Source organism: Parahaliea maris, assembly GCF_008064665.1.
GTDB lineage: Bacteria > Pseudomonadota > Gammaproteobacteria > Pseudomonadales > Halieaceae > Parahaliea > Parahaliea maris.
The window spans coordinates 67,075-88,964 of record NZ_VRZA01000009.1 but is presented as its reverse complement, the minus strand read 5'-3'; the positions used below and the strand labels follow the sequence as shown (position 1 = coordinate 88,964).

At 64.3% G+C, this 21,890-nt stretch carries 22 protein-coding genes; 17 read left to right on the top strand and 5 right to left on the bottom strand.

Annotated elements, in window-relative coordinates; genetic code table 11:
- Positions 1-150 precede the first annotated feature (150 nt).
- From FV139_RS19270 to FV139_RS19240, 7 genes are all read left to right on the top strand, one after another.
- Positions 151-438: an encapsulin-associated ferritin-like protein gene (locus FV139_RS19270; protein WP_148070120.1), complete on the top strand. Its 288-nt coding sequence runs from the start codon at positions 151-153 to the stop codon at positions 436-438.
- Between the two features lie 126 nt (positions 439-564).
- Positions 565-1,800, top strand: a complete 1,236-nt coding sequence (locus FV139_RS19265) for an MFS transporter (protein WP_235898730.1) — start codon at positions 565-567, stop codon at positions 1,798-1,800.
- Positions 1,797-3,212 carry an NAD(P)/FAD-dependent oxidoreductase gene (locus FV139_RS19260; RefSeq protein WP_213004183.1) on the top strand — a complete coding sequence of 472 codons (1,416 nt, stop codon included), beginning with the start codon at positions 1,797-1,799 and terminating at the stop codon, positions 3,210-3,212. The genes FV139_RS19265 and FV139_RS19260 overlap by 4 nt, the downstream gene beginning before the upstream one ends.
- A 117-nt stretch (positions 3,213-3,329) precedes the next feature.
- Positions 3,330-3,848, top strand: coding sequence for a single-stranded DNA-binding protein (ssb, locus tag FV139_RS19255; protein WP_148070119.1), 519 nt, complete (start codon positions 3,330-3,332; stop codon positions 3,846-3,848).
- Between the two features lie 37 nt (positions 3,849-3,885).
- Complete coding sequence (locus FV139_RS19250; protein ID WP_148070118.1) at positions 3,886-4,758, top strand: sugar nucleotide-binding protein; 873 nt, start codon at positions 3,886-3,888, stop codon at positions 4,756-4,758.
- A gap of 2 nt (positions 4,759-4,760) precedes the next feature.
- Positions 4,761-5,288 (top strand): molybdenum cofactor biosynthesis protein B, encoded by a 528-nt coding sequence (gene moaB, locus FV139_RS19245; RefSeq protein WP_148070117.1) that lies wholly within the window; start codon positions 4,761-4,763, stop codon positions 5,286-5,288.
- Positions 5,285-6,481 (top strand): molybdopterin molybdotransferase MoeA, encoded by a 1,197-nt coding sequence (locus tag FV139_RS19240; RefSeq protein WP_148070116.1) that lies wholly within the window; start codon positions 5,285-5,287, stop codon positions 6,479-6,481. Before moaB ends, FV139_RS19240 begins: the two co-directional genes overlap by 4 nt.
- 496 nt (positions 6,482-6,977) lie before the next feature.
- Here the strand turns inward: FV139_RS19240 and fabB are convergent, their stop codons facing one another.
- Complete coding sequence (fabB, locus tag FV139_RS19235) at positions 6,978-8,204, bottom strand: beta-ketoacyl-ACP synthase I (protein ID WP_148070115.1); 1,227 nt, start codon at positions 8,202-8,204, stop codon at positions 6,978-6,980.
- 8 nt (positions 8,205-8,212) lie between these two features.
- The gene (fabA, locus tag FV139_RS19230) at positions 8,213-8,728 is read right to left on the bottom strand and encodes a 3-hydroxyacyl-[acyl-carrier-protein] dehydratase FabA (RefSeq protein ID WP_148070114.1); all 516 of its coding nucleotides are present in this window, start codon (positions 8,726-8,728) and stop codon (positions 8,213-8,215) included.
- Between the two features lie 284 nt (positions 8,729-9,012).
- Here fabA and FV139_RS19225 point away from each other — a divergent pair, with 284 nt between their 5' ends.
- The 6 genes from FV139_RS19225 to FV139_RS19200 all read left to right on the top strand — a co-directional run bounded on the left by FV139_RS19225 (position 9,013) and on the right by FV139_RS19200 (position 14,887).
- Positions 9,013-10,458, top strand: coding sequence for a mannose-1-phosphate guanylyltransferase/mannose-6-phosphate isomerase (locus FV139_RS19225; RefSeq protein ID WP_148070113.1), 1,446 nt, complete (start codon positions 9,013-9,015; stop codon positions 10,456-10,458).
- Positions 10,455-11,288: a UTP--glucose-1-phosphate uridylyltransferase GalU gene (gene galU / locus FV139_RS19220; RefSeq protein WP_148070112.1), complete on the top strand. Its 834-nt coding sequence runs from the start codon at positions 10,455-10,457 to the stop codon at positions 11,286-11,288. The genes FV139_RS19225 and galU overlap by 4 nt, the downstream gene beginning before the upstream one ends.
- Position 11,289: 1 nt before the next feature.
- A complete protein-coding gene (locus FV139_RS19215) occupies positions 11,290-12,648 on the top strand; it encodes a phosphohexomutase domain-containing protein (protein ID WP_148070111.1) in 1,359 nt (452 codons plus the stop codon).
- Between the two features lie 157 nt (positions 12,649-12,805).
- Positions 12,806-13,141 carry a PLP-dependent aminotransferase family protein gene (locus tag FV139_RS19210; RefSeq protein WP_148070110.1) on the top strand — a complete coding sequence of 112 codons (336 nt, stop codon included), beginning with the start codon at positions 12,806-12,808 and terminating at the stop codon, positions 13,139-13,141.
- A 40-nt stretch (positions 13,142-13,181) separates the two neighbouring features.
- Complete coding sequence (locus FV139_RS19205) at positions 13,182-13,352, top strand: hypothetical protein (RefSeq protein ID WP_213004182.1); 171 nt, start codon at positions 13,182-13,184, stop codon at positions 13,350-13,352.
- A 20-nt stretch (positions 13,353-13,372) separates the two neighbouring features.
- On the top strand, positions 13,373-14,887 hold the full coding sequence (locus FV139_RS19200; RefSeq protein WP_268939986.1) for an NAD-dependent succinate-semialdehyde dehydrogenase: 1,515 nt from the start codon (positions 13,373-13,375) through the stop codon (positions 14,885-14,887).
- A 63-nt stretch (positions 14,888-14,950) separates the two neighbouring features.
- Here the strand turns inward: FV139_RS19200 and FV139_RS19195 are convergent, their stop codons facing one another.
- The 3 genes from FV139_RS19195 to FV139_RS19185 all read right to left on the bottom strand — a co-directional run bounded on the left by FV139_RS19195 (position 14,951) and on the right by FV139_RS19185 (position 18,086).
- The gene (locus tag FV139_RS19195; protein ID WP_235898729.1) at positions 14,951-15,112 is read right to left on the bottom strand and encodes a TonB-dependent receptor plug domain-containing protein; all 162 of its coding nucleotides are present in this window, start codon (positions 15,110-15,112) and stop codon (positions 14,951-14,953) included.
- Between the two features lie 195 nt (positions 15,113-15,307).
- Positions 15,308-16,951: a glucose-6-phosphate isomerase gene (pgi, locus tag FV139_RS19190; RefSeq protein WP_148070109.1), complete on the bottom strand. Its 1,644-nt coding sequence runs from the start codon at positions 16,949-16,951 to the stop codon at positions 15,308-15,310.
- A 172-nt stretch (positions 16,952-17,123) separates the two neighbouring features.
- Positions 17,124-18,086 (bottom strand): polyprenyl synthetase family protein, encoded by a 963-nt coding sequence (locus tag FV139_RS19185; RefSeq protein ID WP_148070108.1) that lies wholly within the window; start codon positions 18,084-18,086, stop codon positions 17,124-17,126.
- Positions 18,087-18,418: 332 nt separating this feature from the next.
- Here FV139_RS19185 and rplU point away from each other — a divergent pair, with 332 nt between their 5' ends.
- From rplU to proB, 4 genes are all read left to right on the top strand, one after another.
- Positions 18,419-18,727 (top strand): 50S ribosomal protein L21, encoded by a 309-nt coding sequence (gene rplU / locus FV139_RS19180; RefSeq protein ID WP_148070107.1) that lies wholly within the window; start codon positions 18,419-18,421, stop codon positions 18,725-18,727.
- Between the two features lie 15 nt (positions 18,728-18,742).
- On the top strand, positions 18,743-19,000 hold the full coding sequence (rpmA, locus tag FV139_RS19175; protein ID WP_148070106.1) for a 50S ribosomal protein L27: 258 nt from the start codon (positions 18,743-18,745) through the stop codon (positions 18,998-19,000).
- Between the two features lie 538 nt (positions 19,001-19,538).
- Positions 19,539-20,726, top strand: a complete 1,188-nt coding sequence (cgtA, locus tag FV139_RS19170; protein WP_148070105.1) for an Obg family GTPase CgtA — start codon at positions 19,539-19,541, stop codon at positions 20,724-20,726.
- Between the two features lie 30 nt (positions 20,727-20,756).
- Positions 20,757-21,878, top strand: coding sequence for a glutamate 5-kinase (gene proB / locus FV139_RS19165; protein WP_148070104.1), 1,122 nt, complete (start codon positions 20,757-20,759; stop codon positions 21,876-21,878).
- Positions 21,879-21,890 lie beyond the last annotated feature (12 nt).

Here is a 21,890-nt window from a genome sequence, read left to right as displayed (position 1 = left end):
CCTCAGGGAGACCGCAAACTGTGGTACCGTCCCGGAACGCGTTGTACCGGCTGCGCTCATTCTGCGTTCACTTTCTGCGTTCACTTTCTGCGCTTACTATCTGCGTTTACTATCTGCGTTTACTATCTGCGTTTACAACAGGAGAACCCCATGGCTAACGAAGGCTACCACGAGCCGATTGCAGAGCTCTCTGATGAAACCCGCGACATGCACCGGGCCATCACCTCGCTGATGGAGGAACTGGAGGCCGTTGACTGGTACAACCAGCGAGTGGACGCCTGCAAGGACGAGGAACTCAAGGCGATCCTGGCGCACAACCGGGATGAAGAGAAGGAACACGCCGCCATGGTCCTCGAGTGGATTCGCCGCCGGGACCCCACCATGGACAAGGAACTGCGGGACTACCTGTTCAGTGAGGGCCCTATCGCCCACGGTTGATGGTGGGTCAGGTTGGGCCGGGCGGAAGCTGCCACCCCCAGCGGAAGCTGCTAACCCTCGGCGGAAGCTGCTAACCCCCAGCGGAAGCTGATAACATAGCCGCGCCTTGTAAAAAGACAGTTGTCCGTGATTACCCGTGAGCCGATGAATCCGTTCGAGCGCCGCACTGTCGCGTCGCTCGCCCTCCTTTACAGTTTTCGCATGCTGGGCCTGTTTATGGTCCTGCCGTTGCTGGCGCTCTACGCCGCCGACCTTCCCGGCGCCAGTCCGACCCTGATTGGTCTGGCCCTCGGCGTCTACGGCCTGAGTCAGGCGCTGTTGCAGATCCCGCTGGGCTGGCTTTCCGACCGGGTGGGGCGCCGGCCGGTCATCGTCGGCGGCCTGCTGATGTTCGCCCTGGGCAGCTTGATCGCCGGACTGGCAGACAGCGTGCAGGGCATTATCCTCGGCCGCGCCCTGCAGGGGGCCGGGGCCATCGCCGGGACCATCATGGCGCTGGTGGCCGATCAGACCCGCAGCGAACAGCGCACCAAGGCGATGGCCATCGTCGGTGCGAGTATCGGCCTGGCCTTTACCTTCGCCCTGATCCTCGGGCCCCTGGTCGCTTCCTGGGGTGGTTTGTCGGCCGTGTTTTTCCTGACGGTGGTGCTGGCGCTGGCCGGGATTGGTGTGGTGCTGTTGGTTGTCCCCAGCTCACCGGTCTCCGCCCGCGCCCACGATGAGGTCGGAGCACGCGGCAATATGCTGCGGTACAGCCTGTCCGATCCCGAGTTGTTGCGCCTCAATGCCGGCGTGTTCATCCTGCATTTCATTCTGATGGCGGCCTTCCTGGTGATCCCGGGCATGCTGGAGTCGGGGCTGGGAGTGAGTCGCGAGGCCCACTGGCAGGTCTACCTTGCGGTGGTGCTGCTGTCGCTCCTGGGGGTGCTGCCGCTGATGCGCCGGGCAGAGCGCGGCGGCCGCCCGCGGCAGGCCTTCGCCGCCGGGCTGGCCATCCTGTCCCTGGCGCTGGCCCTGTTGGCGGCGCCCGAAATCCCCGCGCTGCTGTGGTTGGGGCTCTGGTTGTTCTTCGTGGGATTCAATTATCTCGAGGCCACCCTGCCGTCACTGGTCAGCAAGACGGTGTCCGCCCGGGGGCGGGGTACTGCCCTGGGCATCTACGCCACCTGCCAGTTTCTGGGCGCTTTTGCCGGTGGCGCCCTGGGCGGCGTGCTGCTGGCGCAGTGGGGTGCCCACGGCCTGGCCCTGTTGTGCCTCGGGCTGGCGCTGGGCTGGCTGCTGCTGGCCCTGCCGCGGATGACCGCAATTGCCGGTGGCGCGGAACCGGCGGCGACGGCCGAGGGTGAGCTGCCCCGTCCGTGAAGCCCCTGGCCGACGTGCACTACCCCGATATCAGCCTGTGGATGGCTGACCTCGGCCCGGCGGAGGCGCGCCCTGCACTACCCGGCGACCGGCAGTTCGATGTCGCCATCGTCGGCGGCGGCTACACCGGCCTGTGGACGGCCTACTACCTGAAGCGGCGGCAACCCTCACTCTCGATCTGTATCCTCGAGCGCGATATCTGCGGTTTCGGTGCCTCGGGCCGCAATGGCGGCTGGATGATGGCGGCCGTGGAAGGGGAGCAAAAGCTGCTGGCAGGGCTGGAAGGCCAGCACAGGGCCGCCGCCCGCAGGGCCATTCTGGGCATTCTGCCCGAGGTGGAGCAGGTGCTGGCCCGGGAGCAGATCGACTGCGACTACCGGCGCGGTGGCGGCCTGTTTGCCGCGGCGCGCTACCCGGAGCAGCGCGAGACCCAGCTGGCCCACCTGGCTCACTACCGCGAACTCGGCTACGGCGAGGAAGACTACCGCTGGCTGCACAGCGGCGAGCTGGCCGAGCGCCTCAGGCTGCACCAGCCGCTGGGGGCCATCTATACGCCCCACGTCGCCCGCATCCACCCCGCGCGCCTGGCGCGGTCGCTGGCGCAATGCGTGGCGGGCCTGGGGGTGGAGATCTTTGAACAGAGTGCGGTGACCGGCTTCACCGACACCGCGGTACTCACCGCCGGTGGCGCCGTCACCGCTCCCGTACGTTTGCTGGCGGTTGAGGGCTTCAGCTGGAACCTGCCGGAGCAGCGCCGTCATGTGCTGCCGGTACAGAGCCGGGTGCTGGCCACGGAGCCGTTGAGCGATGCCCAGTGGCGCGCCGTTGGCCTGGCCGAATACGAAGTGTTTTCCGATGCCAGCCCGCTGATTACCTACGCCCAGCGCCGGGCGGACAACCGGCTGGTGTTCGGTTCCCGCGGCAGTTACCGCTTTGGCGGCGAGCCCCGGGCCGACTTTCGCGCCGACGGCGCGGCCTTTGCCGGCATCGCCCGGCTGCTGCGGGCCTGCCTGCCCCAGCTCGAGGACGTGGCGATTACCCATTGCTGGGGTGGCACCCTGGGGATTCCGCGACGGGCCTGCCCCCACGCAGTATTTGATGCCGCCAGCGGCTTCGGCACGGCGGGGGGGTACCTGGGTGAGGGTGTCGGCGCTGCCAACCTGATGGCGCGCACCCTGGCGGACCTGGTGGTGGCGCCCGACAGCGACCTGGCGCAAATGCCCTGGGCGCATCGTGGGCTGCCCCGGCAGGTGCTCAGGCGCTGGGAGCCTGAGCCCTTGCGCTGGCTCGGTTACAAGGCCACAGACAAGGTGCTGGGCTGGGAGGAGTCAGCCTGTGCCCGGGCGGCGCCTGCCTGGCAGAGGCGCCTCTGGCGCAATGCCTCGGCGGCCCTGGCTGCCCTGCGGGGCTGAGCAGACGGCGTTTTCCGATCGCTTTTGGCGCCTGCTGCTGTCGCAATTGGCGGGTGTGGTTGCTATAGTCTCCGGCTTGATTATCGTCATTTATCTGCACATGACAGGGGAAGCAGCATGGCCTCACGCGGCGTGAACAAAGTGATACTGGTGGGCAACCTCGGCGCCGATCCCGAGACCCGCTATATGCCGTCCGGTGGTGCCGTGACCAACGTGAATATCGCCACCTCGGAGAGCTGGAAAGACAAGCAGACCGGCCAGCCCCAGGAGCGCACCGAATGGCACCGGGTAGTGTTTTTCAACCGCCTCGGCGAGATTGCCGGCGAGTACCTGCGCAAGGGTTCGAAGGTGTATGTGGAAGGCAGCCTGCGCACCCGCAAGTGGCAGGGGCAGGACGGCCAGGATCGCTACACCACCGAGATCGTGGCCAGCGAGATGCAGATGCTGGACAGCCGGCCGGGTGGTGGCCAGGGTGACTACAGCGCCCCCGCAGGCGGTGGTTACAGCCAGCCGCCCCAGCAGGCACCGCGCCAGTCGCCGCCCCAGAGCGCGCCGCAATCTCATGGTGGCCCCCAGGGCGCGCCCCAGGCTGCACCCTCCGATTTCGCCGACTACGACGACGATATTCCATTCTGATCAAGCCTGCTGTTGCCGGTACCAGGGATAGCCGCAGGTGCGTGTACTAATACTGGGTTCTGATACCTCTCTCGGCTGGGCTCTCGAGCAGCAGTTCAGCCGGGTGGGTCGTCATGAGTACGAGTCGGTGGGCTTTGCCGCCAGCCGCTGGCGCAGTGAGCGCCACGCCAAGAAAGCCGTGCGCCGGGTCCGGCCGGACATCGTGGTCGACGCCCGCCTGCAGGGCGCAGTGGACAGCGGTGAGCAGCTCTACGACCTCGATATCGAGCGCTGCCACTGGCTGGCCAAGGCCTGCCAGCGCAACGGCGCCATCTACTTGCTGCTGTCCTGTTCCCGGGTGTTTGCCGGGGAGCAGGAGCGGCCCTACACCGAACAGGATGTCCCCGACAGTACCGAGACCATCGGCCGGATGTTGCAGCGGGCGGAGGAAATTGCCGTCCAGGCCTGCGAGCGAAGCCTCGTGTTGCGCCTGGGGCCGGTGTTTTCTTATCGCGGCCGCAACGTCCTCACCCACATGCTGGGGCAGTTGATGCAGGGTGGGACGCTGACCCTCGACAACAGCCTGAGAGGGTGCCCGGTGGCGTCGTCGGACGCCGCACGGGTGGTTTCCGGAATGCTGGACCAGCTGAGTGCCGGGGCAGAATCCCGGGGCGTGTTCCACTATGGTAGCTCCGACGCCACCAACTGCTACGAGTTCGCCGAGGTGCTGCTGGCCTCCGCCTCCCAGTTTTCCGAGTTTGGCCCCGAGGCGGTCACCCTGCAGGAGCAGGAAGCCGGTTATACCCTCAGCCGGCGCCTCGACTGCAATCGCCTGCGCAATACCTTTGCCATCAAGCAGGTGCCCTGGCGCGGTTTCATCGCCGATGCGGTGAAGCTGTACTTCGACAACCTGCAATCAGCGGAGAAATGACTATGCCTCCGGCAGCTGAACAACCTGTTTCCTTGGGCATTGCGGTGCTCACCGTGTCCGATACCCGCAGCGAAGCCGATGACACTTCCGGTCAGTACCTGGTGGAAGCTCTCGGTGAGGCCGGGCACCGCGCGGTCGACAAGGCCATCGTGCGCGACGACATCTACCAGATCCGCGCGGTCACCTCCGCCTGGATCGCCGACGCCGGTGTCGACGCGGTACTGGTGACCGGTGGCACCGGGTTCTCCGGTCGCGATTCGACTCCCGAAGCCGTCGCGCCACTGTTCGACAAATACATCGAGGGCTTTGGCGAGGTCTTCCGCGCCCTGTCCTTTGAGGAGATCGGTTCCTCGACTATCCAGTCCCGGGCGGTGGCGGGCTTCGCCAACAACACCGTGATCTTCTGCATGCCCGGTTCCACCGGCGCCTGCCGCACCGCCTGGAACGGCGTGATTCGCGAGCAACTGGATGCCACCCACCGCCCCTGCAATTTTGTCGGTGTGCTCGCCGTGAGGGAGTCGGCTGAGTGATACCGGTGGATGAAGCGCTGGCCCGCATGCTGGCCGGCGTTCCTTCCCCGCCGCCGCGTGCACGGCGGCCACTACTCGATACCCTCGGTGCCGTGCTGGCAGAAACCGTGACCGCCGCGGTGGACGTTCCCCCCGAAGACAATAGCGCCATGGACGGCTACGCCCTGCGCGCCGCCGACGCTGGCCGCCCCCTGCCGGTAAGCCAGCGCATTCCTGCGGGCGTCTCCCCGACACCGCTGGCCGCGGGCACCGCTGCACGGATTTTCACCGGGGCGCCGGTACCCCCGGGTGCCGATGCGGTGGTCATGCAGGAGAACTGTGAAGAGCGGGACGGGGTCGTGACGATCTCCGGCGATGTTCGCACCGGTGCCAATATTCGCCCCCGGGGCCAGGACCTCGCCTGCGGCGCCACCGTGCTCCAGGCCGGCCACCGCCTGCGCCCCCAGGACCTCGGCCTGCTGGCTTCCATCGGCGTAGCGGACGTCGCCATTTACCGCCCGCTCAGGGTGGCCGTGGCCTCCACCGGTGACGAGCTGGTCGAGCCCGGCAGCGCTGCCGGCCTGCAACCGGGTCAACTCTACAATTCCAACCGCTATCTGCTGGCCGGGCTGCTGCAGCGGCTGGGCATGGAGGTGGTCGACGGCGGCATCCTCCCCGACAACGGGCCGGCCACGGCCGCCGCCCTTGAGGACCTGGCCAGCCGGGCAGACTGTGTGATTACTTCCGGCGGCGTGTCCGTAGGGGAGGAAGACCACGTGAAGGCCCAGGTCGAGCGCCTCGGTGAGCTGTCCCTGTGGCGCCTGGCGATCAAGCCCGGCAAGCCCCTCGCCTATGGTCACGTCTGCGGTACTCCTTTCATCGGCCTGCCGGGCAATCCCACCTCCAGTTTTGTCACGTTCTGCTTGATCGCCAGGCCGTGGTTGTTGCGGGCGCAGGGGGCGACGGATGTGGCACCGCTGACGATGTCAGCCCGGGCGGGCTTTTCTGTTTCGCAGGCTGGTGGTCGGCAGGAGTATTTGCGGGTGACGCTGGAGCGGCAGGATGGCGAGCCGGTGGCGGTTCGCTATCCGAACCAGAGTTCGGGGGTGTTGAGTTCGGTGTGTTTCAGTGATGCGCTGGCGGTGGTGCCGGTGGGGGTGACGGTGGCTGAGGGTGATACCCTGGACGTTATTCTGCTCGAATCACTGAGTTGATCCAGTCCGCAGTGATCGTGGAAACACTACTGCGGATATCGGCAATTATTGGTTTGGCGTGCTCGATAGAGTCCGGCAGCGGCGGCGCAGGTTCCCTCCGGGACACGCCGTGAACCCGTCCATGGGGGCTTGTGCTCGACATCCATGTCTCACACAGTCCCTACGGGAACCTCCCCCGCCGCTGCCTCTGTGCCAACGACTGGATTCGAGAATTCTGCGCCTTTCAGCTATAGCTATTCCAGGCAGTGAAGCGGTTCGTTGGCATATAGGCACACGTCGCTTCAGGGTGGGGTGAGGGACCCTATGAGGCATGGATGCCGATTAGGAGCGTACATGGATGTACTTGCAGCGAGTCCCGAACCCCACCCTGAAGCGATGGGGGCCGGCCTACGACCGGAGCTCCCGATATCGAGATGTAGCTCGGATTACAGGAGTGTTACTGCGGCCCATTCCTTGGGCCGCAAAAGAAGTCACTGTCGCTGAGGGTGTTGAGTACTCAGCCCGCGTACTTCTGGAACACCAGCGACGCATTGGTGCCGCCGAAGCCGAAGCTGTTGGACATTACCCGCTGCAGGTCCACATTGTCGTGGCGCGACGTGGCGATGGGCAGGCCTTCCGCTTCCGGATCCAGCGTCTCGATATTGGCCGAGGCGGCGATGAAGCCCGCCTGTTGCATCAGCAGCGAGTAGATCGCTTCCTGCACGCCGGCAGCACCCAGCGAGTGGCCCGAGAGGGACTTGGTCGAGCCGACGACCGGAATGTGGTCCCGGTCCTCGTAGGCCGCGCGCACCGCCTTCAGCTCCTGGATATCGCCAGCCGGGGTCGAGGTGCCGTGGGCGTTGATGTAGTCGATCGCGCCGTCCACCGTGCTCAGGGCCTGGCGCATGCAGCGCACCGCGCCTTCGCCGGAGGGGGCGACCATATCGTAGCCGTCGGAGGTGGCGCCGTAGCCCACCAGTTCCGCGTAGATTTTGGCGCCGCGGGCTTTTGCGTGCTCCAGTTCTTCCAGCACCAGCATGCCGCCGCCGCCGGCGATCACGAAGCCGTCGCGGTTGGCATCGTAGGCGCGGGAGGCCTTGGTGGGGGTGTCGTTGTACTTGGTGGACAGGGCACCCATGGCGTCGAACAGGCTGGACAGGGTCCAGTGCAGTTCCTCACCGCCGCCGGCGAACACGATGTCCTGCTTGTTCAGCTGGATCTGCTCCATGGCGTTGCCGATGCAGTGGGCACTGGTGGAGCAGGCGGAGGAAATGGAGTAGTTCACGCCCTTGATCTTGAAGGGGGTGGCGAGGCAGGCGGAAACGGTGCTGCCCATGGTCTGGGTGACCCGGTAGGGGCCCACCCGGCGCAGGCCGCGCTCGCGCAGGATATCGGCCGCCTCGGTCTGGCTGGCAGAGGAGGCGCCGCCAGAGCCGGCGATGATGCCGGTGCGCTCGTTGGAGATTTCTTTCTCTTCCAGCCCGGAGTCGGCAATGGCCTGCTGCATGGAGATGTAGGCATAGGCCGCGGCGTCTGCCATAAAGCGCAGCTGCTTGCGATCAATCAGCTCGGAAAAGTCGATCTCGGGGGCGCCGGCAATGTGCGAGCGCATGCCCATATCGATGTGTTCCTGGCGCAGGGAGATTCCCGAGCGCCCCTCGCGCAGGGCTTCGGTGACTGTCTGTGCATCGTTGCCCAGGCAGGACACGATGCCCAGCCCGGTGACTACTACTCGTCTGGACATAGCTGGACCTAGAAGGACTCCGTGGAACTGAACAGGCCGACCCGGAGGTCGGAGGCGGTGTAGATCTCGCGGCCGTCTACTGAGACGCTGCCATCGGCAATGCCCATGACCAGTTTGCGCTCGATCACACGCTTCATATGAATGTTATAGGTTACTTTGTTGGCGGTGGGCAGGATCTGGCCGGTGAATTTCACCTCGCCGGAGCCCAGCGCACGGCCGCGACCGGGGTTTTCGCGCCAGCCGAGGAAGAACCCGACCAACTGCCACATGGCATCGAGGCCGAGGCAGCCTGGCATCACAGGGTCACCGGGAAAGTGGCACTGGAAGAACCAGAGGTCGGGGTGAATGTCGAGCTCGGCGACAATCTCTCCCTTGCCATACTTCCCGCCCTCCGAGGCGATGTGCGTGATGCGATCCAGCATCAGCATGTTGTCGGTGGGCAATTGAGCGTTGCCAGGGCCAAACAGTTCGCCCAGTCCGCAGGCGACGAGTTCCTCTTTGGCGTATGCACTTTTTCCGGTCATATAGATTCCAGTTTAGCCCGTGATCGCACTATGGGCGCGCCGGTTCGGGGCGGGTGCGAACCGGTATGGTGCAGGCCGGTTCGGATATTGATTCTATGGTTGTGTCTGACTGTATTCAGTCAAGCGTGCCCATTCTAATGGTTGCGGCCCACAAGTCCAGCACGGGAGGCGGCTGGCGTGGCACTCTGGCTATCGGCTAACATGGCGGTCCCGCAGAGTCGGCTTGGTTATTGCAGGGCTCTTTACAGGCCCGGTACCTTGGGGCCCAGAACAACAGGAATGATATGTTAGTCCCCGTATTACTTTCGGGAGGGGTCGGTAGCCGGCTCTGGCCCGTGTCCCGCGAACTTCACCCCAAGCAGTTGCTGCCGCTGGCCGGGGAGATGTCCATGTTGCAGGCCACCCTGCAACGCACTGCCGGCCTCGAGGCCGCGGCGCCCCTGGTGGTGTGCAACGAGGAGCACCGCTTCATGGTGGCTGAGCAATTGCGCCAGATTACCATCGAGCCCACCGCCCTGATCCTCGAGCCCGCCGGCCGCAATACCGCGCCCGCCGTGGCCCTGGCTGCCCTGCACCTGCAGGCCACAGACCCGGAAGCGATCATGCTGGTGCTGCCGGCGGATCACCTGATCCAGCAGGTGGAAGCCTTTACCGAGGCGGTAGCCTGTGCCCTGCCGTTGGCCCAAACGGGTCGTCTTATGACCTTTGGTGTGGTGCCCTCCAAGCCGGAAACCGGTTACGGTTACATCCGCCGTGGTAATGAGCTGGGAGCCGATGTGTACGAACTGGATCGCTTTGTGGAAAAGCCCGATGAGGCGACCGCCCGGGGCTATCTGGAAAGCGGCGAATTCCTGTGGAACAGCGGCATGTTCCTGCTGCGCGCGGACGCTTACCTCGCCGAGCTCGAGCGGCACGCCCCGGCCATGCTGGAAGCCTGTCGCGAGGCCATGGCAGGCGCCGCGACCGATATGGATTTTGTACGGCCTGAGGCCGCCGCCTTCAACCGCTGCCCGGCGGACAGCATCGATTACGCGGTGATGGAGCACACCGGCGCCGGTGGTGTGGTGGCCCTGGATTGCGGCTGGTCGGATATCGGCGCCTGGTCGGCCCTGTGGGAAGTGGGTGCACAGGATGCCAGCGGCAACGTCACCAGTGGTGACGTGCTGCTCGACAACTGCAGTAACAGTTATTTTCGCAGCGACTCGCGGCTGGTGGCCGCCACCGGGGTCGAGAACCTGGTAGTGGTGGAAACCGCCGACGCGGTGCTGGTGGCGGACCGCGACCAGGTGCAGAACGTCAAGCGTATCGTGACCGCGCTTAAGGCCGGGCAGCGCGGGGAGGCCGAGCTGCACGCCAAGGTTTATCGCCCCTGGGGCTCCTACGAGTCCCTGGTGGAGTCCGACCGCTTCCAGGTGAAGCGGATCATCGTCAATCCGGGCCAGAAACTCTCCCTGCAGATGCATCACCACCGGGCCGAGCACTGGATCGTGGTGCACGGCACCGCCGAGGTGACCTGCGAGGACAGGGTCTTCATGCTGGCCGAAGACGAATCCACCTACATACCGCTGGGTCACAAGCACCGCCTTGCCAATCCCGGCAAGATCCCGCTGGAACTCATCGAAGTCCAGTCGGGCGCCTATCTGGGCGAGGACGATATCGTTCGCTTTGAAGATGTCTACGGCCGCGAGGGTGGCTGTGGCGAAACCGACGACGAGGATAACCGCATATGATCAAGAAATGCCTGTTCCCGGTAGCCGGCTATGGCACCCGTTTTTTGCCAGCCACAAAAAGCATGCCCAAGGAGATGCTGCCGGTTGTTAACAAACCCCTGGTGCAGTACGGCGTGGAGGAAGCCATCGAGGCGGGGATGAATACCTGCGCCATGGTCACGGGCCGCGGCAAGCGCTCCATTGCCGACCACTTCGACATCAACTACGAGCTGGAACACCAGATCTCCGGCACCGGCAAGGAAGTCTATCTCGACAGTATTCGCAATGTGCTGGATAACGGGATCTTCACCATGGTGCGGCAGCGGGAAATGCTGGGCCTGGGCCACGCCATCCTTACCGGCCACTCGCTGATTGGCAACGAGCCTTTTGGCGTGATCCTGTCGGATGACCTCTGTATCAATGACGGCCCCGGCGTGCTGTCGCAGATGGCCGAATTGTACAAGCAGTTCCGTTGCTCCATCGTCGCCATCCAGGAAGTGCCGGAAGATCAGGTCCACAAGTACGGTGTGATCGCCGGCGAGCCCTTGAAGGACGGTATTTACCGGGTCGACTCCATGGTGGAGAAGCCGGACCCGAAGGATGCGCCCTCCAACCTCGCCATTATCGGTCGCTACATCCTGACGCCTGATATCTTCGACATCATCCGCGATACGCCCCCCGGCGCCAACGGCGAGCTGCAGTTGACCGACGCCCTGCAGACCCAGGCCAAACAGGGTTGCGTGATGGCCTACAAATTCAAGGGCCGGCGCTTCGACTGCGGTAGCGTGCCCGGCTTTGTCGAGGCCACCAACTACGTCTACGAGAACATCTACCAGAAGGAACAGGGCTGACGTGGACGCTGGCAACACCGGAAAGATCACTTGTTTTAAAGCCTACGACGTTCGCGGTCGCATTCCCGACCAGCTCAACGAGGATATCGCCCGCCGTATTGGCCGCGCCTATGCCGAGGTAGTCAAACCGAAGAAGGTGGTGGTCGGCCACGACATTCGCCTGACCAGCGAGGCCATCAAGGCCGCTCTCAGCGAGGGTCTGCTGGAGCAGGGGGTCGATGTCTACGACATCGGCCTCAGCGGTACCGAGGAGATCTATTTCGCGACCTCCCACGCGGGCATGGACGGTGGTATCGCCGTAACGGCGAGCCACAATCCCAAGGACTACAACGGCATGAAGTTCGTGCGCGAGGAGTCCAAGCCGATTTCCGGGGATACCGGCCTGTTCGACATCCGCGACCTGGCGGAGCGCAACGAATTTGCACCGGCAGCACAGCGCGGGCAGTTGCATTCTCTCGATACCGACGCGGCCTACGTGGAGCACCTGCTGGGCTACATCGATGTCGCGGCCCTCGAGCCCCTGAAAATCGTGGTGGATGCCGGCAACGGTGGCGCCGGTCGTATCGTCGACCTGCTGGAGCCCCACCTGCCCTTTGAGTTCATCAAACTGCACCACCAGCCCGACGGTCACTTTCCCAATGGCGTGCCCAACCCCCTGCTGGAAGAAAACCGCAGCGCGACCATCGCGGCCGTTCGTGAACACGGTGCTGACCTGGGCATCGCCTGGGACGGTGATTTCGACCGCTGTTTCTTCTTCGACGAGCGCGGCGAATTTATCGAGGGCTATTACCTGGTGGGTTTGCTGGCGGAGGCGTTCCTGCAAAAGGAACCCGGTGCCGGCATCGTTCACGACCCGCGCCTGACCTGGAACACCGTGGCCATTACCGAATCCCTGGGCGGCGTGCCCATCCAGAGCAAGACCGGTCACGCCTTCATCAAGGAAAGAATGCGCAAGGAGAATGCGGTCTACGGTGGCGAGATGAGCGCCCACCATTACTTCCGTGACTTCGCCTACTGCGACAGTGGCATGATTCCCTGGCTGCTGGTCACCGGCCTGATGGCCCAGCACGGCAAGCCCCTGTCCGCCATGGTGGCGGAGCGCATGGCGGCCTATCCCTGCAGTGGTGAGATCAATCGCACCATTGACGATCCGGCAGCAGTGCTGGCCCTGGTAGAGCAGCGCTATGCTGACAGCGCGGAGGCCGTAGAGAAAGTCGACGGCCTGAGCATGAGTTTTGGTGACTGGCGCTTCAACCTGCGAATGTCCAACACCGAGCCGGTGGTGCGACTCAACGTCGAGTCGCGTGGTGACGCGGCGCTGATGCAGCAAAAAACAAAAGAGCTCCTCGCACTGCTGTAGCGGGCGACAGGGTTGCCTGTCACCTTCGATTACTCACCTTGCATGCGTTCCGGATTCGGGTGCTGCTCCCGCATAGGCAGGGCAGCACCCTTGTCACGGCTTTGGCGGTACCGGCCCCCTGTTTGCCTGTGAGGCGGAAGGCGTTGAGCTGGACCTGATGACCTTGGCGCCGTATTTCGAGAACAAGCTGCAGGGCATGCTGGACCATCCCCTGGTAGGCGATGCCCGCCAGTGCGGCCTCCTTGGAGCTCTGGAGCTGGTTGCCGACAAAGGGACCAAAGCGCGATTCGACCCCTCCCTCAAGCTGCGCGAACGCCTGAGCCGCATCGACTGGGACACCGGTATCGTATTCCGCGCTTTTGGTGATAACATCCTCGGCTTTGCCCCGGCACTAACCTTCAGCGAGCAGGAGTTCGATATCCTGTTCGAACGCCTGAGGCTCTCCCTGGACATGCTGCTCAAGCAGCCCGAAGTCGCGAAGGCGGTGGAGTAATCATGACAAATAACGCATTCACTATGTCTGGTCCGGCGCCATGATGCTGGACTTCCTCGGCGCAGGGCAGGGCGCCTGTCGCGAGGCCCACGATGCCATTGTCCGTGCGATCGAGGAGGCGCTGGTCACCGGGCCGCATGCGCCCGACCTCGGTGGTTCGGCCAGCACACAGGATCTGGGCAGCGCCATCGCTGCACTGGTCAGTCAGTAATAATAACGATGAGTGCAGATATGAGCGCAAAAATGAACGAACTGCGGGACGAGTCCCCGCTGGCCCTGTCGCGTCCGGACCTGATGCGCGGCCAGAATTTTATCAATGGCACATGGTGTGACGCGGTCAAGGGCGGCTGGCACGAGGTCAGCGATCCGGCTACCGACACAGTTTTCAGCCGGGTGCCGGACAGCACGGCAGAGGACGGTAAAGCCGCCGCCAATGCCGCGGCCCGCGCCTTTACCAGCTGGCGCAATGTCAGTGCCCGCGACCGCTCCAGGCTGTTGAAGCGCTGGCACCAACTTATTCTGGACAACAGCGAGGACCTGGCGCGGCTGATGTCCCGTGAACAGGGCAAGCCGCTGGCGGAGGCGCGCGGCGAGGCGACCTTCGGCGCCGCCTATGTTGAGTGGTTCGCGGAACAGGCCGTGCGCAGTAACGGCGACATGCTGGTGCCGGGTATGCCCGGGCGTCAGCAGATGGTGGTCCGTGAGCCGGTGGGTGTGGTGGCGGCAGTAACGCCTTGGAACTTCCCGCTGGCGATGATCGCGCGCAAGATTGCGCCGGCCCTGGCGGCGGGCTGCACGGTGGTCGCCAAGCCGGCCGAAGACACGCCGCTGACGGCGCTGGCGCTGGTGGCCCTCGCAGAGGAGGCGGGCTTCCCGGCGGGTGTGATCAACATCGTCACCGCGTCCCGACCCGGTACGCCAGATACGGTGGGCAGTTGGTTGAACGATCCACGGGTACGCAAGCTGACCTTCACTGGCTCCACGCCGGTCGGCAAATACTTGGCGCGGGCCTCTTCCGATACCCTCAAGCGCCTGTCGCTGGAGTTGGGTGGCAATGCCCCGTTTATCGTGTTCGAGGATGCGGACATTCCGGCGGCGGTCGACGGCCTGATGCGCGGCAAGTTCCGCAACAGCGGCCAGACCTGTGTCAGCCCCAACCGGGTGTATGTGCACGACGCCGTCTACGCCGAGTTCGTGGAGCAGTTGAAGGTCGCCGTGGAGGCACTGACCATCGGCCCCGCCGAGCGCGAGGACTCCCTGGTCGGCCCCATGATCAACGGCCGCGCCATCGAGAAAATTGAACGCCATGTGCGCGACGCCCTGGACCAGGGGGCGACCCTGATCACCGGCGGCCACTCGGTGCGCAATGAGATTGCCGATGGTCCCTTCTATTACGCGCCGACCATCCTCGGCGATGCCAAGGAAAGCATGACTCTGCACTGCGAGGAGACCTTTGGCCCACTGGTGCCATTGTTCCGCTTCACGGACGAAGCCGACGTGATTAATCGGGCGAACGACACCTCCTATGGCCTGGCGGCGTATTTCTACTCCCAGGACCCGGCCCGGATCTGGCGGGTGTCCGGCCAGCTGGAAGCGGGCGTGATCGGTATCAACGAAGGGGTGTTCGCCAGCGAGGTGGCACCGTTCGGCGGGATCAAGGAGTCGGGCTACGGTCGTGAGGGCTCGCACTACGGCCTCGACGACTACCTGCAGTTCAAGTATCTCTGCCAGGGGAACCTGGCGTAGGCATCCTGCCGCTGCACCGGTCCGCGATTGCGAGTCGGTGCTTCCCCCCACCCCCTCAAGCCATCAGTAACCCGCGCCGGGACCCTTGAGAATCTCGATGGTATCGATGTTGGATGCGTCGCGGTTATCACTGAAGCCGCGGCCGCCGCTGAAGCCATTGATCAGGTAGCCGGAGGGCGGGTTATCATCCCCTGCGAATCCACGGATTGCAAAGCTGTCCCACAATCCCCCAAAGCAATCTGGCGGGCGAAGCCACCGGCACAATCCAGCGCTTCCTGGGCCTGGGCGCCAGCCGCTCCGGCGAGACAGACTGCGCTCGCCAGCAGCGAGCGACGAAAAGTGTGTTGTGCTCTCATATTGGTGACGCGAGCGCTTTTCCGGGTACGAAGCGTTGCCCGGCGAGTGTGGCGGTAGGACGCTTCAGGCGGGAGCGTTCGCCTGGCGCCACTTTGAGATCAGTTGATCGGTGGCGGGGTCCATTCGGGGGCTCCCCGATGCCTGCTCCATCAGGCCCAGGATTTCTGTCCCGATTTCCTTGCCCAACTCTACGCCCCACTGGTCAAAGGGGTTGATGCCCCATAGCTGGCCGCTGCAGAAAGTGCGGTGTTCATACAGTGCGATCAATGCGCCGAGAGTGTGGGGGGTCACAGCGGTGAAGCTGATGACACTGTTAGGGCGGTTGCCGGGCATGGCCAGGTGGGGAGCCAGGTGTGCGGCCTCGGCGTCGCTCAGGCCGCGGGCCAGCAGCGAGGCGCGGGCGTCCTCCAGTGAACGGCCCACCAGCAGGGCCCGGCTCTGGGCCAGGCAGTTGGCTACCAGGCGCCGGTGCTGCCCGGTCATTCCCGTGTGCGTGGTCAGGGGCAGGATAAAGTCCACCGGGCACAGGCGCGTACCCTGGTGGAGCAACTGGTGGAAGGAGTGCTGGCCCATGGTGCCGGCGGATCCCCATAACACGGGCCCGGTGTCATAGCTCAGCGGTGCGCCTTCGGCGCTGACCCGCTTGCCGTTACTTTCCATGGTCAGTTGCTGCAGGAAGTCCGGCAGTTTTGCCAGGCCCTGGTCATAGGGCAACACCACGTGATTGCCGGCGGCGAAGCCGTTGCAGTACCAGATTTCCAGCAGGCTCATCAGCATGGGCAGGTTCTGGTCGACGGGAGCACTGGCGAAATGGGCATCCATGGCGGCGGCGCCGTCCAGGAATTGTTCGAAATGGTCCCAACCCACCGCGATCGCGCAGCTGAGCCCCACCGCGGACCATACCGAGTAACGCCCGCCCACCCAGTCCCATATGGGCAGGCAGTTGTCACCGGAAATACCGAAGTCTGCGGCCGCGGCCAGGTTGGTGGTGATGGCCAGGAAGTGCTTGTCGAGGTCGGCCTCGGTAGCCCCCGCGTTCAGCATCCACTCGCGGGCGGCCAGGCTGTTAGCGAGGGTCTCTTCGGTGCGGAAAGACTTGGAGCAGACAATGAACAGGGTGGAAGCCGGATCGAGGTCGAGCAGGGTGTCCTGCAGATCTGCCGGGTCCACGTTGGCCACATAGTGACAGTTGATATCGCCCTGGAAGGGTTTCAGTGCTTCGGTGACCAGTCGCGGGCCGAGGTCTGAGCCGCCGATACCGATATTGACCACGTCGGTAATGGTCTGCCCGGAGAAGCCGGTTTGCTGCCCCCGGTTGATGCGCTCGGCCCAGTGGCGCATGCGACCGCGGGTGGCCACCACTTCGGCGAACTTGTCTTCGAGGCCCGGGGCGCTGGCGGCGCGCAGCAGGCTGTGCAGGGCGGGGCGGTGCTCGGTGTTGTTGATCTCTGCGCCGCTCAGCAAGGCGTGTGCGCGCTGGGGCAGCTGCGCCTGTTCGCCCAGTTCGACCAGCTTGGCGCGTGCCGCGTCGTCCAGCAGATGCTTGGAGTAGTCCAGGCACAGGCCGGCAGCGTCGGCACGGTAAGTGTCGGTACGATCGGGGGCCCCTGCGAAGAGCCCCTCGATGTCAGCGGATTTCAGGGCGAGCGCGAGCGCTTGCAGCTCGCCGAAGGCGGGCAAGTCTTTCAATTGGGTGCAGGGTGTCATGGGCTTTCCCGTTCTGGAGGAACTGCGCGATCCCAACCGATCGTAAAGCGATCGTAAACTTCAGGATCGTGAAAATGTGGAGCGAGCGCAAAAGTATAGGAAGCGGGGGCCGGCACTGTAAAGCGCCGCCCGGCACTGACTGACCTGTTTCGGTGTGCTGGCCCGAGTGGGCCTAGTGGTCCCGGTTGATCGACAGGCCGGTGATGGCCTGCAGGGCGTCCCGGGCAGCGCCGTCCGTCAAACTTTCCAGGCAGGCGGTGGCCAGGTCGTGATAGTGACGCGCGCGTTCGCGGGTGAAGTCGCAGCTGCCACAGCGCTGAACGGCGCGCACAATGTCGTCGAGCCGCGCGGCAGACTTGGCCGCAACCGCTTCGCGCACCAGTTCGCGCTCGGCATCCGTGCCGTTCTGCATCACATGGATCAATGGCAGGGTGACCTTGCCTTCGGTGAGATCATCGCCCACGTTCTTGCCCATGGTCTCAGGGTCGCCTTCGTAGTCCAGTACATCGTCGATCATCTGGAAGGCAATGCCCAGGTTGAGTCCGAAGTCCGCCAGCTGTTGGCAGTCGGCTTCTTTACGCCCGCTCAGTGTGGCGGCGCCATAGCAGGCGGCGGCAAACAGTACCGCTGTCTTGCGGGTGATGACTTCCAGGTAATCAGCCTCGGAGGTATCGGGGTTGCCCGCCCGCACCAGCTGTAGCACCTCTCCCTCGGCGATGGTGTTGGTGGTGTCGGCCATGTGACGCAGGACCGTCATGTCGTCCAGCTGCACCATCAACTGGAAGGCGCGGGTATAAAGGAAGTCGCCCACCAGTACGCTGGAGGCATTGCCGAACTCGGCATTGGCGGTGGGGCGGCCGCGACGCAGGCTGGAGATGTCCACCACGTCGTCGTGCAGCAGGGTGGCCGTGTGAATGAACTCGATGACCGCCGCGAAGGTAATGTGCCGGTCGCTACAACCGCCCAGGGCGGCGCCCGTCAACAGCGCCAGCAGGGGGCGCAGGCGCTTGCCGCCCGCGTCGACAATATAGTGGCCGATGTTTTCCACCATATCGACATCGGAGTGGAGCTGCTCGACGATCAGGCGGTTGACCGCCTCGAATTCCCCGGCGACGCTGGCGCGAATCTGCTGCATAGGAAGAGAGTGTCCCGGAAAAAAGTCCCCAATCAGAGTACCCAAACACAGTACCCCGGAAAAAGCGGCATGCTAGGGTGCACCCCGGGGGGTGTCAAGACGGGACCCGATCGGGTCTGCCCCGGCTCCGGCCCGTATCCGGGGTCCCGAACCGGGGCCGAAACAGGGCTTGCTCCCGGGGGCTGTTTTGAGTAGAATCGCCGCCCTCTGCACCTGTCCCCGGCCGTTTGGGTCTGCTCAGGTGTCTATTTCAACTGTTTGTGCCTGACTCTGCCCCCTTGATTTACAAGGGTTTTTTACACCGCGAGCAGGCTAATTGAACGGAGCAAGCAATGTACGCAGTCATTGAGAGCGGTGGTAAGCAGCACCGCGTGGTTGAGGGCGAAACCCTCAAGCTGGAGAAACTGGAAGTGGCCACTGGTGAATCAGTGGAATTCGACCGGGTTCTGATGATCGGCGGTGAAGATGTCAAAATCGGCACCCCGGTTGTAGCAGGCGGCAAGGTAACTGCCGAGGTGGTTAGCCATGGTCGTCACGACAAAGTGAAGATCGTCAAATTCAACCGTCGTAAGCACTATCGGCGTGAAACTGGCCATCGCCAGTGGTACACCGAAGTGAAGATCACCGGCATTACGGCATAAAGGAGCTTAGCGACTATGGCACACAAGAAAGCTGGCGGTAGTACTCGTAACGGCCGCGATTCGGAAAGTAAACGCCTTGGCGTGAAGCGTTTCGGCGGTGAAGTGGTTCAAGCGGGCAACATCATCGTGCGTCAGCGCGGCACCCGTTTCCACGCTGGCGACAATGTTCGCATCGGCAAGGACCACACGCTGTTCGCGACCGCTGAAGGCAAGGTCGAGTTCGTGGTCAAGGGCCCGAAAAACCGCAAGTTCGTCCAGGTGGTGAGCGCCTGAGCGACGGTTCGCACGAACTGAACGAAAGCCTCGTCAGATGACGGGGCTTTTTTTTGTCTTGTTTCAGGGCTCTCTGTAGCGACATCGGACGTTTTTGTCGCGCAAGCCTCTGGATGGGCGGAGCTTCGTAGGACGGTCGCGGTTCGGCGGTGTGCCTTCCCGGACACGCTACAAGCACGTCCATGTGCGCTCGGCAGCGGCCATCCATGGCCGCTGACGGTCCGTACAGGCACACCCCCGAACCACTCCCTGCTGTGGTGCGGGCGGCAGAATTTGGAGCGCTAGTATCGCGATTCGAAGTTCCGGAGTTCGAGCTCCCGCATAGGGAGCGTACGATGAGCCGGAAGGCTTTCCGGGACCGTGTGCGACATGGATGTCGCACTCGAGCCCCCATGGACGGGTTCACGGCGAGTCCCGGAAAGCCTTCCGGTGCAGCGTGCGCGGATTCGAAGAACCAGAAGCGACACTGACTAAACACACAGCGTGCTCAAGTGGTATACAGTGCACTACAAGAGCGGGTCCCAAGAGACCAAAGATCATGAAATTTGTAGATGAAGCGACCATCAAGGTCTTCGCCGGAAAAGGTGGCAACGGCTGCCTGAGTTTCCGGCGGGAAAAATACATCGAGAAAGGTGGCCCCGACGGTGGTGACGGGGGCGACGGCGGCAGCGTGTTCATGGAAGCCGACGACAACCTCAATACCATGATCGACTACCGCTTCCAGCGCGCCTACCGGGCCGAGAATGGCGAGCCCGGCCGGGGCCGCAACTGCACCGGCAAAAGTGGCGAGGACCTCGTGCTGAAAGTGCCCGTGGGCACCACCATCATTGACGAAGACAGCGGCGAAATCCTCGGTGACCTGTCCGCCAGCGGCGAACAGCTCAAAGTGGCCCAGGGCGGCTTCCACGGTTTGGGCAACACCCGCTTCAAATCGTCTACCAACCGCGCCCCGCGCCAGACCACACCGGGCTCCGAGGGTGAGATGCGTAACCTCAAGCTGGAGCTCAAAGTATTGGCCGATGTCGGCCTGCTGGGGCTGCCCAATGCCGGCAAGAGTACCTTTATCCGCGCCGTGTCCGCCGCGACACCGAAAGTGGCGAACTACCCCTTCACCACCCTGGTGCCCAACCTCGGCGTGGTGAAAGTGGATTCCCACCGCTCCTTCGTGGTGGCCGATATCCCGGGGCTGATCGAGGGGGCGTCTGAAGGCGCCGGGCTGGGGATTCGCTTCCTCAAGCACCTGACCCGTAACCGGATTCTGCTGCATATCGTGGACATGGCGCCCTGGGACGACGTGACGCCCGCCGAATCGGCGTTGGCCATCGTGCGGGAACTGGAGCTGTTCAGCCCGACCCTGGCTGATCGGCCCCGCTGGCTGGTCCTGAACAAGACCGACCTGCTCGACGAAGAAACCCTGGCCGAACGGCGCCAGGAACTGCTGGACGCGCTGGGCTGGGAAGGGCCGGTGTATGAAGTGGCGGCCATCAGCGCCACCGGCACCGAGCGCATCTGTCAGGATCTCATGGTGCACCTGGAAGAGCAGCGCGAGCGTGAGGCGGCGGACCCCGAGGTGGCTGTCGAGGAGCAGGAAATCCAGTCCCGGATGCAGGAGGAGGCCCGCGAGCGTATCGCTGAGCTCCGCGCTGCACGCCGGCAGGCGCGTCATGACGAAGATGACGACGAGGATGATGACGATTACGACGTGGACGTAGAATACGTCCAGTAACGGGGAACGGGGCAGCGATAAGGATAAGGCGTGAGCGAGCGCAGTGAGGTAGCCAGCGCGCGGCGCTGGGTGGTGAAGGTCGGCAGTGCCTTGCTGACCAATGACGGGCGCGGCCTGGACCAGGCCGTGATTGGCGCTCTTGTGGCGCAACTGGCGGCCCTGCGGGAGCGGGGTTGTGAAGTGGTGCTGGTGTCCAGTGGCGCCGTCGCCGCTGGCATTGTGCGCCTGGGCTGGTCGGCCCGGCCGTCGGCCCTGCACGACCTGCAGGCGGCCGCTGCCGTGGGCCAGTCGGTGCTGGTGCAAAGCTATGAAAACGCCTTCAACGCCTACGATATTGCCACCGCCCAGGTCCTGCTCGGTCACGACGACGTCATTGCCCGTGACCGCTACCTCAATGCCCGCGGTACGCTGACCACGCTTCTCGACCTTGGGGTCATGCCCATCGTCAACGAGAACGATACGGTGGTTACCGACGAAATCCGCTTTGGCGACAACGATACCCTCGCGGCCCTGGTGGCCAACCTCATCGATGCCGATGCCCTGTTGCTGCTCACTGACCAGCAGGGCCTGTTCAACGCCGACCCCCGTCACGACCCCCACGCCGAACTGGTCCGCCAGTGTGATGTGCACGCCCCCGAGCTCGACGACATGGCGGGGGAGGGCGGCGCCCTCGGTCGCGGTGGCATGGTGACCAAGCTGCGCGCGGCGCGGCTGGCGGCCCGTTCCGGCAGCGAGACGATTATCGCCTCGGGCCGTGAGCCGGAAATCGTGGCGCGGGTCACAGCTGGCGAGAATGTCGGCACCTGGCTGCGAACCGGCAAGCAGCCGCAGAATGCCCGCAAGCAGTGGCTGGCGGGCATGGTGCGGGTGCCGGGCAGTGTGGAACTGGATGACGGTGCGGTACGGGTGCTACGGGAGTCCGGGCGCAGCCTGCTGCCGGTAGGGGTGGTGGCGGTGCAGGGCAATTTCCAGCGCGGCGACATGGTGGCCTGCCGCGACGGCCAGGGCCGGGAAGTCGCCCGGGGCCTGGTCAACTACAGCGCGGAGGAGGCCCGGCGCCTGCTGCGCCAGCCCTCGTCGGCCATCGAGGGAATCCTCGGTTACCAGGGCGACGACGAGCTGATTCACCGCGACAACCTGGTGGTCCTGTAAGCGGCCCCCGGC